16 protein-coding genes are annotated in these 15284 nt (G+C 64.3%); 8 read left to right on the top strand and 8 right to left on the bottom strand.

Going from position 1 to position 15284, the window contains the following annotated elements; translation table 11 throughout:
• Positions 1-88 precede the first annotated feature (88 nt).
• Entirely contained in the window at positions 89-1756 is a 1668-nt protein-coding gene (locus U1R88_RS22980) for an OFA family MFS transporter (protein ID WP_322433349.1), read from the top strand.
• Between the two features lie 73 nt (positions 1757-1829).
• Here the strand turns inward: U1R88_RS22980 and U1R88_RS22985 are convergent, their stop codons facing one another.
• Positions 1830-2705: an aldo/keto reductase family oxidoreductase gene (locus U1R88_RS22985; protein ID WP_322433350.1), complete on the bottom strand. Its 876-nt coding sequence runs from the start codon at positions 2703-2705 to the stop codon at positions 1830-1832.
• A 92-nt stretch (positions 2706-2797) separates the two neighbouring features.
• On the opposite strand from U1R88_RS22985, the gene U1R88_RS22990 reads away from it, so the two are divergent.
• The gene (locus U1R88_RS22990; RefSeq protein ID WP_322433351.1) at positions 2798-3724 is read left to right on the top strand and encodes a LysR family transcriptional regulator; all 927 of its coding nucleotides are present in this window, start codon (positions 2798-2800) and stop codon (positions 3722-3724) included.
• Between the two features lie 31 nt (positions 3725-3755).
• Here U1R88_RS22990 and U1R88_RS22995 read toward each other — a convergent pair whose 3' ends face one another.
• Positions 3756-4277, bottom strand: a complete 522-nt coding sequence (locus U1R88_RS22995; protein WP_322433352.1) for a TetR/AcrR family transcriptional regulator — start codon at positions 4275-4277, stop codon at positions 3756-3758.
• Between the two features lie 294 nt (positions 4278-4571).
• Between U1R88_RS22995 and U1R88_RS23000 the strand changes: the two genes are divergently transcribed.
• The 3 genes from U1R88_RS23000 (at position 4572) to U1R88_RS23010 (ending at position 9948) form a co-directional block, all read left to right on the top strand.
• On the top strand, positions 4572-5696 hold the full coding sequence (locus tag U1R88_RS23000) for an efflux RND transporter periplasmic adaptor subunit (RefSeq protein WP_322433353.1): 1125 nt from the start codon (positions 4572-4574) through the stop codon (positions 5694-5696).
• Positions 5697-5848: 152 nt separating this feature from the next.
• Positions 5849-6898, top strand: a complete 1050-nt coding sequence (locus tag U1R88_RS23005) for an efflux RND transporter periplasmic adaptor subunit (RefSeq protein ID WP_322433479.1) — start codon at positions 5849-5851, stop codon at positions 6896-6898.
• On the top strand, positions 6895-9948 hold the full coding sequence (locus tag U1R88_RS23010; RefSeq protein ID WP_322433354.1) for an efflux RND transporter permease subunit: 3054 nt from the start codon (positions 6895-6897) through the stop codon (positions 9946-9948). The genes U1R88_RS23005 and U1R88_RS23010 overlap by 4 nt, the downstream gene beginning before the upstream one ends.
• On the opposite strand, the gene U1R88_RS23015 is transcribed toward U1R88_RS23010, so the two are convergent.
• Positions 9917-10471, bottom strand: coding sequence for a GNAT family N-acetyltransferase (locus tag U1R88_RS23015; protein WP_322433355.1), 555 nt, complete (start codon positions 10469-10471; stop codon positions 9917-9919). The two genes, U1R88_RS23010 and U1R88_RS23015, sit on opposite strands and share 32 nt — an antisense overlap.
• A gap of 301 nt (positions 10472-10772) precedes the next feature.
• Entirely contained in the window at positions 10773-11210 is a 438-nt protein-coding gene (locus tag U1R88_RS23020; RefSeq protein WP_068294636.1) for an Lrp/AsnC family transcriptional regulator, read from the bottom strand.
• A gap of 125 nt (positions 11211-11335) precedes the next feature.
• Between U1R88_RS23020 and rocF the strand changes: the two genes are divergently transcribed.
• On the top strand, positions 11336-12271 hold the full coding sequence (gene rocF, locus U1R88_RS23025; RefSeq protein WP_322433356.1) for an arginase: 936 nt from the start codon (positions 11336-11338) through the stop codon (positions 12269-12271).
• Positions 12272-12478: 207 nt separating this feature from the next.
• Positions 12479-12892 carry an ACT domain-containing protein gene (locus U1R88_RS23030; protein WP_322433357.1) on the top strand — a complete coding sequence of 138 codons (414 nt, stop codon included), beginning with the start codon at positions 12479-12481 and terminating at the stop codon, positions 12890-12892.
• A gap of 27 nt (positions 12893-12919) precedes the next feature.
• Here the strand turns inward: U1R88_RS23030 and U1R88_RS23035 are convergent, their stop codons facing one another.
• The 4 genes from U1R88_RS23035 to U1R88_RS23050 all read right to left on the bottom strand — a co-directional run bounded on the left by U1R88_RS23035 (position 12920) and on the right by U1R88_RS23050 (position 14652).
• Positions 12920-13132, bottom strand: a complete 213-nt coding sequence (locus tag U1R88_RS23035; protein ID WP_068294645.1) for a hypothetical protein — start codon at positions 13130-13132, stop codon at positions 12920-12922.
• A gap of 58 nt (positions 13133-13190) precedes the next feature.
• On the bottom strand, positions 13191-13622 hold the full coding sequence (locus U1R88_RS23040; RefSeq protein WP_322433358.1) for an SRPBCC family protein: 432 nt from the start codon (positions 13620-13622) through the stop codon (positions 13191-13193).
• Positions 13619-13945, bottom strand: a complete 327-nt coding sequence (locus U1R88_RS23045; protein WP_322433359.1) for an ArsR/SmtB family transcription factor — start codon at positions 13943-13945, stop codon at positions 13619-13621. Before U1R88_RS23045 ends, U1R88_RS23040 begins: the two co-directional genes overlap by 4 nt.
• A gap of 341 nt (positions 13946-14286) precedes the next feature.
• Positions 14287-14652: a Rap1a/Tai family immunity protein gene (locus U1R88_RS23050; RefSeq protein ID WP_322433360.1), complete on the bottom strand. Its 366-nt coding sequence runs from the start codon at positions 14650-14652 to the stop codon at positions 14287-14289.
• Between the two features lie 314 nt (positions 14653-14966).
• Between U1R88_RS23050 and U1R88_RS23055 the strand changes: the two genes are divergently transcribed.
• The gene (locus U1R88_RS23055; protein ID WP_322433361.1) at positions 14967-15257 is read left to right on the top strand and encodes a hypothetical protein; all 291 of its coding nucleotides are present in this window, start codon (positions 14967-14969) and stop codon (positions 15255-15257) included.
• Positions 15258-15284: the final 27 nt, after the last annotated feature.

A 15284-nucleotide genomic window follows, 5' to 3' on the forward strand; every position in this document is an offset into this window, starting at 1 on the left:
GTTGCGTGATCCTCAGTTTCGTGGAAGTTTGCGCGCGAAGGTGGCGCTTTAACCGCGAAATTAAGAAGAAAATATTGAGGAAACACCAATGAATAGTAGCGCTTCTGCCGAGGCTGGGGGCCTGGTGCCTGGTTTGTTGGATCGTGAACGTATCGTGGCACGGCCGGGCTTCAATCGTTGGCTCGTGCCCCCTGCGGCATTGGCCATCCATTTGTGTATCGGCATGGCCTATGGCTTCAGCGTGTTCTGGCTGCCTCTAGGACAGGCACTCGGCATCAGCAAGCCGGTGGCCTGCGCGGTCGATCCCGGCTTCTGGGGAGCGCTCGCTGGTCTCGGGCGGGCCCTGTTCACCACGAGTTGCGACTGGCGTGTCTCCGACCTCACCTTGACCTATACGCTCTTCTTCGTGCTGCTCGGCTCGGCCGCCGCCATCTGGGGCGGCTGGCTGGAGCGCGCCGGGCCGCGCAAGGCCGGTGTCGTGGCCGCCCTGTGCTGGTGCGGCGGACTGCTCATCTCGGCGGTCGGCGTCTACATCCACCAGCTCTGGCTGATCTGGCTGGGCTCGGGCGTGATCGGCGGCATCGGCCTGGGCCTCGGCTACATCTCCCCCGTCTCTACCCTGGTCAAGTGGTTCCCGGACCGGCGCGGTATGGCCACCGGCATGGCGATCATGGGCTTCGGCGGCGGTGCGATGATCGGCTCGCCCCTGGCCGACATCCTGATGAACCATTTCAAGAGCGCCGATGGTGTCGGCGTCTGGCAGACCTTCGTGACATTGGCGGTGATCTATTTCGTCTTCATGATGGCGGGCGCCTTCGGCTATCGCGTGCCGCCGGCGGGCTGGCGTCCGGAGGGCTGGACGCCGCCCGAAAGCACCAAGGCAATGATCACCTCAGGCCATGTGCATCTGTCCAATGCCCACAAGACCCCGCAATTCTGGCTGATCTGGGCCGCGCTCTGCCTCAACGTCTCCGCCGGCATCGGCGTGCTCGGCATGGCTTCGCCGATGCTGCAGGAGATCTTCGCCGGTTCGCTGATCGGCAAGCCCGAGATCGCCTTCGGTGCGCTCGATGCCGGGCAGGCCAAATTGGTCGCCACCATCGCGGCGAGCTTCGTCGGCCTGCTCTCTTTGTTCAACATCTTCGGGCGTTTCTTCTGGGCCTCACTCTCCGACAAGCTCGGCCGCAAGCTTACCTATGCCACCTTCTTCGGCCTCGGCATCGTGCTCTATGCCTCGGCGCCCTGGGCCGCCCATGCCGGGCTGCTGGCGGTGTTCGTCGCCTTCTTCTGCGTGATCGTCTCGATGTATGGCGGCGGCTTTGCGACGGTGCCGGCCTATCTCGCCGACATGTTCGGCACCCAGTTCGTCGGTGCCATCCACGGCCGGCTGCTGACGGCCTGGTCGACGGCGGGGATCGTCGGACCGGTGGTGATCAACTACATCCGCGATGCCCAGATCGCTGCGGGCGTGCCGCGAGCGCAAGTCTATGATCGCACCATGTATATCCTTGCCGGCATGCTTGCCGTCGGCTTCGTCGTCAATCTCATGATCAAGCCGGTGGCTTCCCGCTGGTTCATGAGCGATGCCGAGGTGGCCGCCCTGCAAAAGCGCGGCCAGACGCAGGAGGGGAAATCCTCGGGCATCGGGCGGGGCGGATTGAACGGGCCGGCCGTCCTGGCCTGGCTCGCCGTCGGCATTCCCATCTTGTGGGGGGTGTGGATCACCTTCTCCAATGCGCTGAAGCTGTTCCACTAGGGCGAGGCGCTCACCCGTCTCGCGAAAGAGCGAGATGGGGAACGGATCATTCCAGGCGGCTCACTTGCTTCCCTCAGGAATGCCCGGCCGCAATGCGATCGAGCGCGGCGGCCTCGTCTTCCGGCAGATCGAGTTTTGCCGCGGCGAGGTTGGCTCGCAGATGCGCGACGGAGGACGTGCCGGGGATCAGCAGAATGTTGGGCGCGCGGCGATAGAGCCAGGCGAGCGCGACCTGCATGGGCGAGGCATCGAGGCGCTCGGCGACCTCCGACAGGGTCGAGGATTGCAGCGGCGTGAACCCGCCCAGCGGGAAATAGGGCACATAGGCCGTACTTTCGCGGGCGAGATCGTCGATCAGGGCGTCATCGGCCCGGTGGGCGAGGTTATAGTGGTTCTGCACGCAGACGATTGGGCAGATGCGGCGTCCTTCGGCGATCTGCGTCGCGGTGACGTTGCTCAATCCGACATGCCGTATCAGGCCCTGCTGGCGAAGCTCGGCCAGGACGGTGAGCGGCGCCTCGATCGATCCCTCGGCCGGCCCGTGAACGTCAAACATGACGCGAAGATTGACGACGTCGAGGACGTCCAGCTCGAGATTGCGCAGATTGTCGTGCACCGCCTCGGTGAGCGCCTCGCGCGAGAAGGCGGGAAGCCATGAAGCGTCCTCGCCACGCCGCGCGCCCACCTTGGTGACGATGACGAGATCGTCGGCATAGGGGTGCAGGGCATCGCGGATCAGCCGGTTCGTGATGTGCGGGCCGTAGAAGTCGCTGGTATCGATGTGGTTCACGCCGGATGCGACGGCTTCGCGCAACACAGCCAGTGCTGCGTCCTGATCCCTGGGCGGGCCGAACACGCCGGCACCTGCAAGCTGCATGGCACCATAGCCGAGACGCTTTACGGCACGGTCGCCGAGGTTGAAACGAGTGGGTTGCTCGATTGTGGTCATGGCCGATCTCCTGTTCGTTCCGTGAAGCTAAGACCTGTCAATTTGCTCGACAATCGGCCATAATCCGGACAGGTTGTTCGGAGTTACGAACAGTGAAAGTCGACCTCAACGATCTCCATGCCTTTTTGGCCGTCGCGCGGGCCGGAGGATTCCGCGACGGCGCTCGGGCGAGCGGGGCCAGCCCGTCGGGCCTGAGCGAAGCGGTGAGCCGGCTTGAGGCGCGGCTCGGCGTCAGGCTGCTGAACCGCACGACGCGCAGCGTCGCTGCCACGGAGGCCGGCGAGCGCCTGCTCGAACGGCTCGGGCCCGCCATGACCGAGGTCGAGGCGGCGCTGGACGTGGTCAACGGCTTTCGCGACAGGCCGGCAGGGACGCTCAGGCTCAATGTGCCCGTCAGCGCCGCGCGGCTGGTGCTGCCGGCGATCGTGCCCGATTTCCTCGCTGCTTTTCCCGATATCCGCCTGGAGGTGATTGCCGAGGACAGTTTCGTCGATGTGTTGGCGGCCGGCTGTGATGCCGGCATCCGCTACGACGAGCGGCTGGAACAGGACATGATCGCCGTGCCCATCGGGCCACGGATTCAGCGTTTTGCTGCTGGAGCGGCGCCTGGCTATCTCGATCGACGGGGGCGGCCCGAGCACCCGCGCGATCTGCTTGATCATGCCTGCCTGCGGGGCCGATTTTCATCCGGAGCAATGACCGCATGGGAATTCGAGCGTGATGGCGAGATCGTGAATGTCGATACGACCGGGCCGCTGCTCGTGAGCGTCGGCGCGGCAACGGACCTCGCCGTTGATGCGGCAGTCGCCGGCACTGGCATCATTTTTCTGTTCGAGGACTGGTTGCGCCCTTATTTCCAGAGCGGGGCGCTCGAACCCGTGCTCGAACCCTGGTGGCAACGCTTCTCAGGCCCCTTCCTCTATTATCCCGGGCGACGTCTGGTGCCTGCGCCGTTGCGGGCCTTCATCGATTTCATCAAGACATCCGTGCCACGTTCCGGGCCGAGCCTCGATGAATGACATGGCGGGTGAGGGGGCTTGAACGACGGCGTCAGGCTCTGGCGGCAAAGGCGTCCAGTTTTTCGAGCAGGGCGGCCAATTCCTCGGCGCTCGGCTGGAAGGACTTCATGCCCATGCTGATGAGAATGCCATAGGAGGCGAACAGCACCAGGGTCGAGTTGATGCTGCCGGCCTTGTCATCCTTGCCCGCTCTCTCGACCAGCGTGCTGAACATGGTGGCCAGCACGGTGGCCGCTTCCGGGATTTCGGTGGCAGTGACCAGGAACGCCGGGGATACACCGCCTTCCTCCAGGGCGATACGGCGGGCGAGCTGAGCCAGGGCCGAGGCGAAATTCACGGCCGCATCAGCGGTTTCGTCGATTTCCATCATCAACGTTTCCATATCCTGACGCATGGCAGCGACGATCAGGGCCGTCTTGGTCGGGAAGTGGTGCAGCACGCCGCCCTTGCTGACGCCAGCCTCTGCCGCCACCAGATCGATGGTGAGGTTGTGAACGCCGATGCGCTCGATCACCGCGATGGTGGCGGTCAGGATCTGCCCGATGGTTTCCATGCTGCGCCGCTGCAACTTCCGCGCGCGAAGGGTCTGGGGTGGGGGAGCAGACTGGGGCATAATTCCTGAAAGGGTCTCCGTTCAATAAAAAACCGTCTGGACGGTTTTGTTTCTAGTTGATATGGGAACGCTCGACAAGTGAAATGATCGTTCCCGACCGGGTGTCCCGGGAGGGGACCATGGCCTCTGGACGCCGCGGAGCGGGTGAGGACGATGCTACAATTGCAGGATCTCAGGCCTTCCCGTCGAAGCGGCTCCATCGAACGACATTCGCATGAATCAGCGAGGACGACGATGATTTCAAACCTCGGCAATCCCGCATGGCCGCGCTGCGCCGTAAGGCTGCAGCGCGCCGTCCTGCTCGGAAGCCTGATTGCGATGACCTTGCCCGCTGCCGCCTGGAGCGGAGGGGCGCCGGCCCGCGTTGGCGTGGTGACCGCGCGGGTTGCCGATTACCGGCCGAGCGTCAGCCTGACCGGCGACGTGGAGGCCCAGGTGCAGAGCGACATATCGTTCCGCGTGAGCGGGCGCATCGTCGAAAGGCTGGTGGATGTCGGTGATCACGTCACGCCGGACCAGGTGCTGGCACGCGTCGACGGGCAGGAGCAACGTATCGCCCTCGATACCGCCAATGCCGCGCTCGCTTCGGCCCAGGCGCAGCTCCAGCAGAGCCAGGCTGCATATCAGCGCCAGAAGACACTGATCACCTCAAATGCCACCTCGCAAAGCAGCCTCGACGCCGCGCAGGAGAATCTCAGCGTCGCCCAGGCCTCCGTGGCGGCCGCGACGGCACAGGTCGAGCAGGCCAAGGAGCAGCTCGGCTATGCGGATCTGCGTGCCGGCGTCGCCGGCACGGTGACGGTACGCAACGCCGAGGCGGGGCAGGTCGTGCAGGCGGGCCAGACCGTGGTCAGCATCGCCCAGGACGGACCGCGCGACGCGGTCTTCGACGTCTATGAGGCCCTGATCGACAAGCCGCCGGGTTCACCGGAGATCGGCATCACGCTGGTGGCTGATCCGAGTGTGAAGACGACCGGCCATGTCAGGGAGATCTCGCCCATCGTCGATGCCCGCAAGGGCACGATCCGCGTGAAGATCGGCCTCAAGGAGACGCCGCCGGGCATGTCGCTCGGCACGGCCGTGCGCGGCGAGGCCGGCCTCGCTGCCCAAAAACGTTTCGTGCTGCCGTCCTCGGCGCTGTTCGAGTGGCAGGGCAAGCCGGCTGTCTGGACTGTCGCTGCCGACACCCATGCGGTCGAACCGCGGGTTGTCACGCTCGAGCGCTACACCACGCAGGACATCGTGCTGTCGGCCGGGCTCGACGATGGCGAGACTGTCGTCGTGCGCGGAGGCCAATTGCTGCGGCCCGGCCAGGTCGTCGAAGTCGTCGTCGAAACCGTCGAGGAGCAGGCGCGATGAACTTTTCCCGTTCCATTCGTATCGCCCCAAGCAAAGTCGGCCTGCTCCACCCACAAGGGGGGGAAACGGCCCAATTCTGCAAATGTTTGAAATCTTCCAGATTATTGCTGACCGAGCCTGCGGTTCGATCAGCAATCATCTGCTTGGCGGCCGTGCTCGCGTTGGTGCCGGCCGCTGGCGCTTTGGCGCAGGACCGAGGTGCCAGGCCGGTGCTGACCCTGACCGTCCGCAGCATCGATACCGCAAGCTTCGGTCCCTTCGTCGGCAGCGTCGATGCCCGCTACCAGACCAATCTCGGCTTCCAGGTCGGGGGGCGCATCATTGCGCGCGAAGTGAATGTCGGCGACAGGGTCAAACAGGGCGACAGGCTGGCGGCCGTCGATGCCACGCTGCTGCGCCTTGCCGTGCAGTCGGCAGAGGCCGATCTCGCCAATGCCAAGGCGCAGCTCGCCAATGCCGTGCTGACCGAAAACCGCAGCCGCGCCTTGGTGGTCACCGAGACGGCCTCGCGGGCCCAGGTCGACACGGCTGTGGCCGCGCGGGAGACGGCGGACGCAAAGGTTTCCCAGGCCGAGGCCTCGCTGCGGCAGGCACGCAACGTGCTCAGCTATGCCGAGCTCGTCGCGCCCTATGACGGCGTGATCACCGCCGTGAATTCCGACGTCGGTAAGGTGGTGTCAGCCGGCGACATCATCGTCACCCTTGCCCGGCCCGACGTGCGCGAGGCCGTCGTCGACGTGCCGGACTATCTGGCCGACGAGCTCAAGGCCTATCCCCGCTTCGACGTCGTTCTCGCCGGCGAGCCCAGCATCCGCACCACGGCCACGCTGCGCCAGCTCGCGCCGGCCTCGGATACGGTGACGCGTACGCGCCGGGCCCGCCTGGCCTTGCAGGATCCACCCAATGGCTTCCGGCTCGGTTCGACCATTTCGGTGTCGGCCACGCGAAAGGTCGCTCCCTATGTCGCGGTTCCCGTCTCGGCCTTGGCCGGGCCGGGCGACAAGCCGTCCGTCTGGGTGGTCGATGCGGCCAAGGCCGTGGTCGCAACCCGGCCGGTGACCCTGGTCTCCACCAAGGCCGGCTATGCCGTGGTCGATGGCCTCAAGGACGGGGACATCGTGGTGAAAGCGGGGGTTGGCAGCCTGCAACCCGGCCAGGCCGTCGATCTCCAGCGCAGCCAGACTCTCGAGGAACAGAAATGAGCGGCTTCAACCTGTCGGACTGGGCGCTCAAGCACCGCTCCTTCATCTGGTATCTGATGATCGCCTCGGTGATCGCCGGCGCGCTCTCCTATGTGAGGCTCGGCCGCGAGGAAGATCCGTCCTTCGACATCAAGACCATGGTGGTCCAGGTGAACTGGCCGGGCGCGACGCTGGACGAAACCCTCAACCAGGTCACCGATCGTGTCGAGAAGGAGCTCCAGCAGATCGGTGCGCTCGACTATACGCGCAGCTATACGCGGCCGGGCACGGCCACCATCATGGTCAATTTCAAGGACACCACCAATGGTCGGGCCCTGAGCGATGCCTTCTACCAGGTGCGCAAACATGTGAACGACATCTGGTACACGCTGCCGAGCGGCGTGCAGGGACCCTTCTTCAATGACGAGTTCGGCGACGTCTACGGCAATGTCTATGCCTTCACCGCCGACGGTATCGATTTCCGTCAGTTGCGCGACTATGTCGAGGAGGTGCGTAATCGTGCGCTCGCCGTGCCCAATGCCGGCAAGACCCAGATCCTCGGTGCCCAGGACGAGGTGATCTATCTCGATTTCGATACGGCGCGCCTTGCCAGCCTCGGGCTTGACCGCCAGGCGGTGATCGCCTCGCTGCAGGCGCAGAACTCCGTCTCGGCCGCCGGCGTGATCCAGGCTGGACGCGACCGTGTCAGCGTGCGCGTCGACGGTGGCTTCAAGTCGGAACAGGACCTCAGGGCCATCAATCTGCGCGTCAACGACCGTTTCTTCCGGCTCTCCGACGTCGCCACCATCACGCGCGGCTATGTCGATCCGCCGACTTCGCTCTTCCGTTTCGACGGCAAGCCCGCCATCGGCCTGGCGGTGGCCATGGCGCCGAACGGCAACGTTCTCCAGTTCGGCGAGGATCTGAAGGAGGCCATGACAGAGGTCACCGGCACCTTGCCGATCGGCGTCGGCGTGCATCTGGTCTCCGACCAGCCGGCGGTTGTCGAGGAGGCGATCTCCGGCTTCACCCGCGCCCTGATGGAGGCGGTGATCATCGTGATGGCGGTGAGCTTCGTCAGCCTCGGCCTGCGCGCCGGACTGGTGGTGGCGATCTCCATCCCGCTGGTGCTCGCCATCGTCTTCCTGGTGATGGAATATACCGGCATCTCCCTGCAGCGCATCTCGCTGGGCGCCCTGATCATCGCCCTCGGCCTGCTGGTCGACGACGCCATGATCACCGTGGAGATGATGATCAGCCGGCTGGAGGCCGGCGACAGCCTGGGCAAGGCGGCGACCTTCGCCTATACCTCGACGGCTTTTCCGATGCTGACGGGTACGCTGGTGACGGTGGCGGGCTTCATCCCGATCGGCCTCAATTCGAGCTCGGCGGGCCAATATACCTTTACCCTGTTCGTGGTGATCGCCGTCGCCCTGCTGGTGTCCTGGATCGTCGCCGTGCTGTTCGCGCCCCTGCTGGGCGTGACCGTGCTGCCCAGCAGCATGAAGAAACATGACGAAAAGCCGAGCCGGCTGGCCTCCGCCTTCAAGAGCACGCTGCTCGCCGCCATGCGCTGGCGCTGGGCGACCATCGCCATCTGCCTCGGCCTGCTCGGCGCCTCCGTGGTGGCCATGGGCCATGTCCAGCAGCAATTCTTCCCCTCGTCGGACCGGCCCGAACTGCTGGTCGACATGACGCTGCCGCAGAACAGCGCCATCGGCGAGACTAAGACGCAGATGGACCGCTTCGAGCAGGCGTTCGTGGGCGACGGCGACGTGGTGCGCTGGAGCTCCTATGTCGGGCAGGGCGCCGTGCGTTTCTATCTGCCGCTCGACCAGCAGCTTTCCAATCCCTTCTTTGGCCAGGCCGTGGTGGTCACCAAGGATATCGAGGCCCGCAACCGCGTGCAGAAGAAGCTGGAGGCGCTGGCCCGCGACAAGTTCGTCGGCATCGACGTGCTCGTCCATCCGCTCGAACTCGGCCCGCCGGTCGGCCGCCCCGTGCAATATCGCGTCAGCGGCGCCGATCTCCAGAAGGTGCGCGAGCAGGCGATCAAGCTTGCCGGCATCATCGCCACCGACCCCAATCTCGGTACGATCACCTTCGACTGGAACGAGCCGGCGCGTGTGCTCAAGGTCGAGGTCGACCAGAACAAGGCACGCCTGCTCGGGGTTACCTCGCAGGATATCGCCTCCATCCTCGACGGTACACTGGCGGGAACCGCCTTCACCCAGGTGCGTGACAACATCTATCTGATCAACGTGGTCGGCCGCGCCACCGCGGACCAGCGCAACTCCGTGGAGACGCTGGAGAACCTGCAGATCCCGCTTTCCGGCGGGACAGTGGTGCCGCTGCGCGCGGTGGCGAATATCGGCTATGGCATGGAGCAGCCCATCGTCTGGCGCCGCTCGCGCCTACCCACCATCACGGTGCAGGCGGCCCTCGTCGGCAATGTCCAGCCGGCGACGGTGGTCGATAGGGTGGCGCCCAAGGTGGCCGAGTTCAAGGCCGGACTGCCCGACCACTACAAGCTGGAAGTGGGTGGGGCGGTGGAGGAATCCGCCAAGGGCCAGGGGCCGATCATCGCCATCGTGCCGATCATGCTCCTGACCATGGTGACCATCCTGATGGTGCAGCTCCAGAGCTTCCAGAAGCTGTTCCTGGTGATCAGCGTGGCGCCGCTCGGCCTGATCGGCGTGGTGCTCGGCCTCCTGCCCTTCAACCAGCCCATGGGCTTCGTCGCCATTCTCGGCATTCTCTCGCTGATCGGCATCATCATCCGCAACTCCGTGATCCTGGTGAAGCAGATCGAGGATCACGAGGAGGCGGGGATGGATCGCTGGACCGCCGTGGTGGACGCGACCGTCCACCGCATGCGCCCGATCATGCTGACGGCGGCGGCCGCCAGCCTGGGCATGATCCCGATCGCCCGCGAGGTGTTCTGGGGCCCGATGGCCTATGCCATGATCGGCGGCATCCTGGTGGCAACCGTGCTGACGCTGCTGTTCCTGCCGGCCCTCTATGTGGCCTGGTACCGGATCAAGGAGCCGAAGACACCGGCTGCCGCCTGACGAGCGCCGCCAGGTCGTCCCAGGCATAGACGAGGTTGTGCGAGCGCCAGAGCGGACCCGGATCGGTATAGGATCCGGCCTGCTTGGCGCCTTGCGCCTCGTAGAAGGCAATCGCCGGTCCATTGCCGGCGACGACGCCGATGGCGGCGCTCCGGCGCCCCTGTTCGACCAGCCGTGCCGCCATGGCTTCGAGCAGGGCCCGCCCGATACCCTGGCGCTTGTGAAGCGGGTCGACATAGAGGTGCTTGATCTCGCTGCGCCCATCGAAGATCGCCTGCGAGGGCATGCCGGCCGCGGCAAAGCCGACCAACCCGGCCCCGTTTTCGGCCAGCAGCACGATCTGCTCGGTGGCAGGGGAGGACAGCCGCTTGTGCCAGCTTGCAAAGCGATGCTCCTCGTCCAGCACGACGAAGGCCTTGGAAGGCGCGACCGCATGATAGGTATGGCGCCAGACCGCGACATGCAGCTCGGCCATCACCTTGGCGTCGTCGAGACGGGCCGATCGGATGTTGACTGCGCTCATTCCATCGCTCCCAACGCTGGCGCTTATCCGTTCAGGAAACACTCTTGGGACCTGAAACGCGGCTCAAGCGCCGACGTTCCAAGACCATACGCTGCAAACGGCGACATCGTCACTATGGCCGCACCTCGAGATCCTAGCATGCCGTTGGGCTGGTGTTGCGCTCTCTTATTGTCGAGGTCGAGCTGCCCCTCACCCTTACCCTCTCTCCGTAAGAACGGGGTGAGGGTAAGGGTGAGGGGCTACGCGACCGTACCCAGTTCCATTCAATTTCAGGCGCCGTGCAAAGACCCTGGAGAACGTCCTACAGCCTTGCCTGTGTACTGCGCGGCGTAGCGAGCAAAAGATGGGTCTCGGAGGCGGTGACGCCCTGAATGAGGCGGATGCGGCGCAGGACGGCGTCGAGATCGCTGAGATTGAGCGTGGCGAACTCCACCACGATGTCCCAGCGGCCATTGGTGGTGTGCACCGCGCTGACCTCGGGAAAGCCGCCGAGGACGTCGATGACCCGGTCGGCGGCCCGCCCTTCCACTTCGATCATCACGATGCCGCGCACCGGCATGGCGATCGCGTCGGCCTTGAGGATCACCGTGTAGCCGATGATGTCGCCCTGGGCTTCCATGCGTTCGATACGCGCCCGCACCGTGGCGCGCGACAGGCCGAGCTCGCCGGCGAGGTCGGAAATGCTGCGCCTGCCATTGTGGCGCAGCAAGGTGAGGAGCTGGCGGTCGATGTCGTCCATGGATCTGCCGGAATGATCATGAGTTTATGCCAATTCGATAAGGTATATTGAGCTCTTTGCCAAATTGCATCGTTCATACCGCCAAGCCCGGGCGATAGACTGCCGCCGAATTTCAAGAGGCTCGCATGACTTCGAAACATTGTATCTTGCTGGGTGTGCCACTGCAGGAAGGCACGGGGCGGCTTGGCTGCGACATGGGTCCCGGCGGCTTCCGGGCCGCCGGCCTGGCTGGCGCCTTGCAGGAACTCGGCCACAGCGTCGAGGATCGCGGCAACCTTGCTCCCGCACCCCAGCGCCCGCTCAGCCACCCCAACCAGGCCATAAAGCATCTGCCTGAAGTGGCGGCCTGGACCGAAGCTCTTGCCGAGGCTTCCTATCGTCTCGGTGCCGAGGGCATGCCGATCATCCTCGGCGGCGATCATGGCCTGGCTGCCGGTACGCTCAGTGGTTTCAGCAGGCGGGCGGCCGAAACGGGCCGGCCCTTCTTCGTGCTCTGGCTCGATGCCCATCCCGATTTTCACACGCTGGACTCGACGGTGAGCGGCAATCTGCATGGCTGCCCGGTGGCCTATGCCACCGGCCGGCCTGGCTTCGAGGGTTATTTCCCGCCGCTGGCCGCGCCAGTGAATCCCGAAAATATCTGCATGATCGGCATTCGCAGCGTCGATCCGGCAGAGCGTACGGCCCTGACCGCCGCAGGCGTCACCGTGCATGACATGCGGGCGATCGACGAGCATGGCGTCGGCCCGCTGCTGCAGGCTTTCCTGCGACGGGTGGCGGAAGCGAATGGCGTGCTGCATGTCAGCCTCGACGTCGACTTTCTCGATCCCGGCATTGCGCCGGGCGTCGGCACCACGGTGCCGGGCGGTGCGACCTTTCGCGAGGCGCATCTGATCATGGAGATGCTGCATGACAGCGGCCTCGCCACCAGCCTCGATCTGGTCGAGCTCAACCCCTTCCTCGACGAGCGCGGCCGCACCGCCCTGCTCATGGTCGATCTCGTCGCCAGCCTGATGGGGCGGCGCGTGATGGACCGGCCGACGCGTGCGGGCACGGCCTAGCGCTGCAGCTATATTGCGCCATAGGAGGCGCTGGAAACACGGAGTGTCGACCGGAGGTCGACAATCTTGGAAACATTACATTTGCCGGCAAGAAAGGTGTCGACCGGAGGTCGACACTCCATATCTCCAGCGCCATTGTAAGATTGGCAACAGGGGCTCCCGCCGTCGCAATTTCAGCGCAGCGGCGGGGCGATCCGGGGAGGCGGCATGCCACAGAGCGTTCGTGATACCGGGGCCATGATTGCGGGCATGACGCCGCGCCTCAAGGACGGGGCCTTTGTCTTTTGTACCACCACGTCGCCGGCCGTGATCGAGGCTGCTGCCAGGCAGGCCCTGTGCTTCTTCCGGGAAGAGGAGGGCGTTACCGTGGTCCTGCCGGTGGACATCGCCGCCACCCTCGGCTTCGATATTGCGCTGGCAATGAAGCACATCGAGCTGGAGGTCTTCTCGGCTCTCGACGGCGTCGGGCTGACTGCCGCCGTGGCCTCCGCCCTGGCGATGGTTGGAATCCCCTGCAACATGGTCGCGGCCTATCACCACGACCATGTCTTCGTTCCCGCCGGGATGGCCGAGCGGGCCGTCGCCGTCCTGGAGGCTGCACAGCGGCAGGCTGCGGGCTAGGTCGTTGCATCCATCCGCTGCAAGCCTTCAGTCCGGAACGTGCCTCGCCCTGCTGAAATAAGGCAGCACAAACATGTAGAGGCCGCTGAACAGCAGCAGGAAGAGCGGCAGCAGGGGCGCATAGACCACCAATGCCGGCGGCTCACCCAGTGCCATGGCGACGAAATTGGCGATCACGGTCACCGTGAAGGCGATGGATAGCCAGCGATGGGTCTGCCGTATCAGGGCGTTGAAGTTCAATGAAGCCTCCCTTGTTGATCTTGCACCAATGTTCCCCAGCGAGGTAGGGGGCGGGGGCTCAGTCCAGCCCCGCCAGAACCTGCTCCAGATTGGCGAGGAATTGCTGCCAGCCGGCCTTGGCGCCGCCATAGGCCTGGCGCTGGGACGGCCGGAAACCAGCCTGTTCCATGCGCAGATGCGTGCCGGCGCCGGTGGGCGTGAGTGTGAAGGTCACCACGCTTTTCAGATCGTAGGCATCGTCGTCATGGCTGAAATTCCAGCTATAGGACAAGGTCCGGTGCGGCTCGATGGCGAGAACCTCGCAATCGAGCACCCCACCCCATTCGCCGCGCAGATTGAAGCGGTGACCGACAACCGGGTCGAAATCGTTCTTCATCAACCATTCCTCGATCAGATGGGGCTGGGTGAGGGCGCGCCAGAGCTTTTCGGGCGGATGTGGAATCTCGCGCTCGACGACGACGGTACGGGTTTCGCTCGTATTGTTGGTCATTGGTCCATCCTGTTCAGCAAATCTTCGAGATCGTCGAACCGGGCTTCCCAGAATTGCGTCATCTGGCTTGCCCAGTCGATCAGAGGGCCGAGTGCGCCGAGTTGTGCGCAATAATGGGTCTGCCGGCCCTCATGGCGGTCGCGGACCAGCCCGGCCTGTTTCAGCATCGCCAGGTGCTTCGAGACGGCCGGTTGTGAGACCCGGGCGTGGGCTGTGAGGGCCCCGACCGTCTGCTCTCCCTTGCGGCACAAGCGCTCGAAGATCGCCCGCCGGGTTGGATCGGCAAGCGTTCTGAACAGAAGGTCGGGGGAGGGCGAGGCCAAAATCAATAACTCCTCAGTTATGGATTTTACTCATAGCTCAACAGTTATGAATTCGTCAAGCCTGCAGCAAAGGGCGCGTCCGCTGGCAGCCCGTGATATGGTCCGAAAGCGGCCACGCGGGGCATTATCCGGCAGGCCAGACGGGCTTTTCGCGAAGGAAATGCCTTAAAGAGATCGACTCATTGAGGGCTGTATTCGTGGGAGCGCCGACGTCCTCGTCCGCTCTTGGAAGCGCCGCCTTTGTCGAAGGGGAAGAGCGGACGAGGACGTCCGCGCTCCCAGAAATGCCCACGCCGATGGATCAATCTTTTCATGAGCCGGTATTTCCTGCACCGTAAGCCTCAGGAGCAGGGCCATTTCTCGCGCAGGGCCGTGGTGGCGAGGACGACGAAAGGCTCTTTGAGCCGATCGGGATGGGCGTCGAGGAAGGCCGAGACCACGGCTGCCGTCTGCGCAACCGACACGTCGACCGGCTTGCAGATACGGCTATCCGATGTCAGCAGGCGCCCCGTCGAGGCAAGATCCTCGATCTCGATCGCGCAATGCAGGGACGGAAGTACGAGTTCGCTCGGTGTCGGCCCGGTATTGGCTGCCAGGCTGCGGCAGGCCGCGCGATAATAGTCACCGCTGTTCGGCAGGGTTTCGGCCGTCACAGGTATGCAAAAGCCGGTCAAGCAAAGGGCTGAAAGCAGGAATTTTCTCACCATGGGAAATCCTCGATATGCCAGCTTGTCCCGGTAAACTGGCATTTGCGGGGCGGCATGGTCAATCAGACACGCCTCCCCGATGGGCCTGACCTGGCGCGCGCCATGGAAGGAGCGGGCGTCAGGACGTTTTTCGCCGAGCCAAGATCGCAGGGATCATTCACGACTTCCATAGTAAAACAATACAAAACGGCTTTCGATGATCGTATAGACTTATATTTCCGACCACATGCACACAAGCGCGCTTGTTCGCTGGGGAAGCCATGTTCGTTTCAAGTTCCAAACGATTTCTCGCCGACTTAGCAGTGGCAGCGCCTATGTTTGCGCCGATGGCAGGCCATGCCGGCGATATCGAGTTGCAGCCACAGCAGATGCGAGAAGATCTTGCTTTCCTGAAGCAACGCTGGGCGCCGCTCGACAAGAGTTTCAGCGACGAGCAACGGCAAGCCTTCAGCCGCCGGATCGAGGAAACCGAGACCGCGGCAGACAAGCTCATGCCGGAGGACTTCGCCCTCGACGTCATGGGAGCTGTCGCTCTCGCCGGCAATGGCCACACCAACGCCAATGTCGCCGCCTATCTCGGCCCCGATCTGCCGATCCGTGCCTGATGGTTCGCTGATGGTCTGTTCATCGTC

Source organism: Labrys sedimenti, assembly GCF_034424805.1.
In the GTDB taxonomy this organism is placed as follows: Bacteria; Pseudomonadota; Alphaproteobacteria; order Rhizobiales; family Labraceae; genus Labrys; species Labrys sedimenti.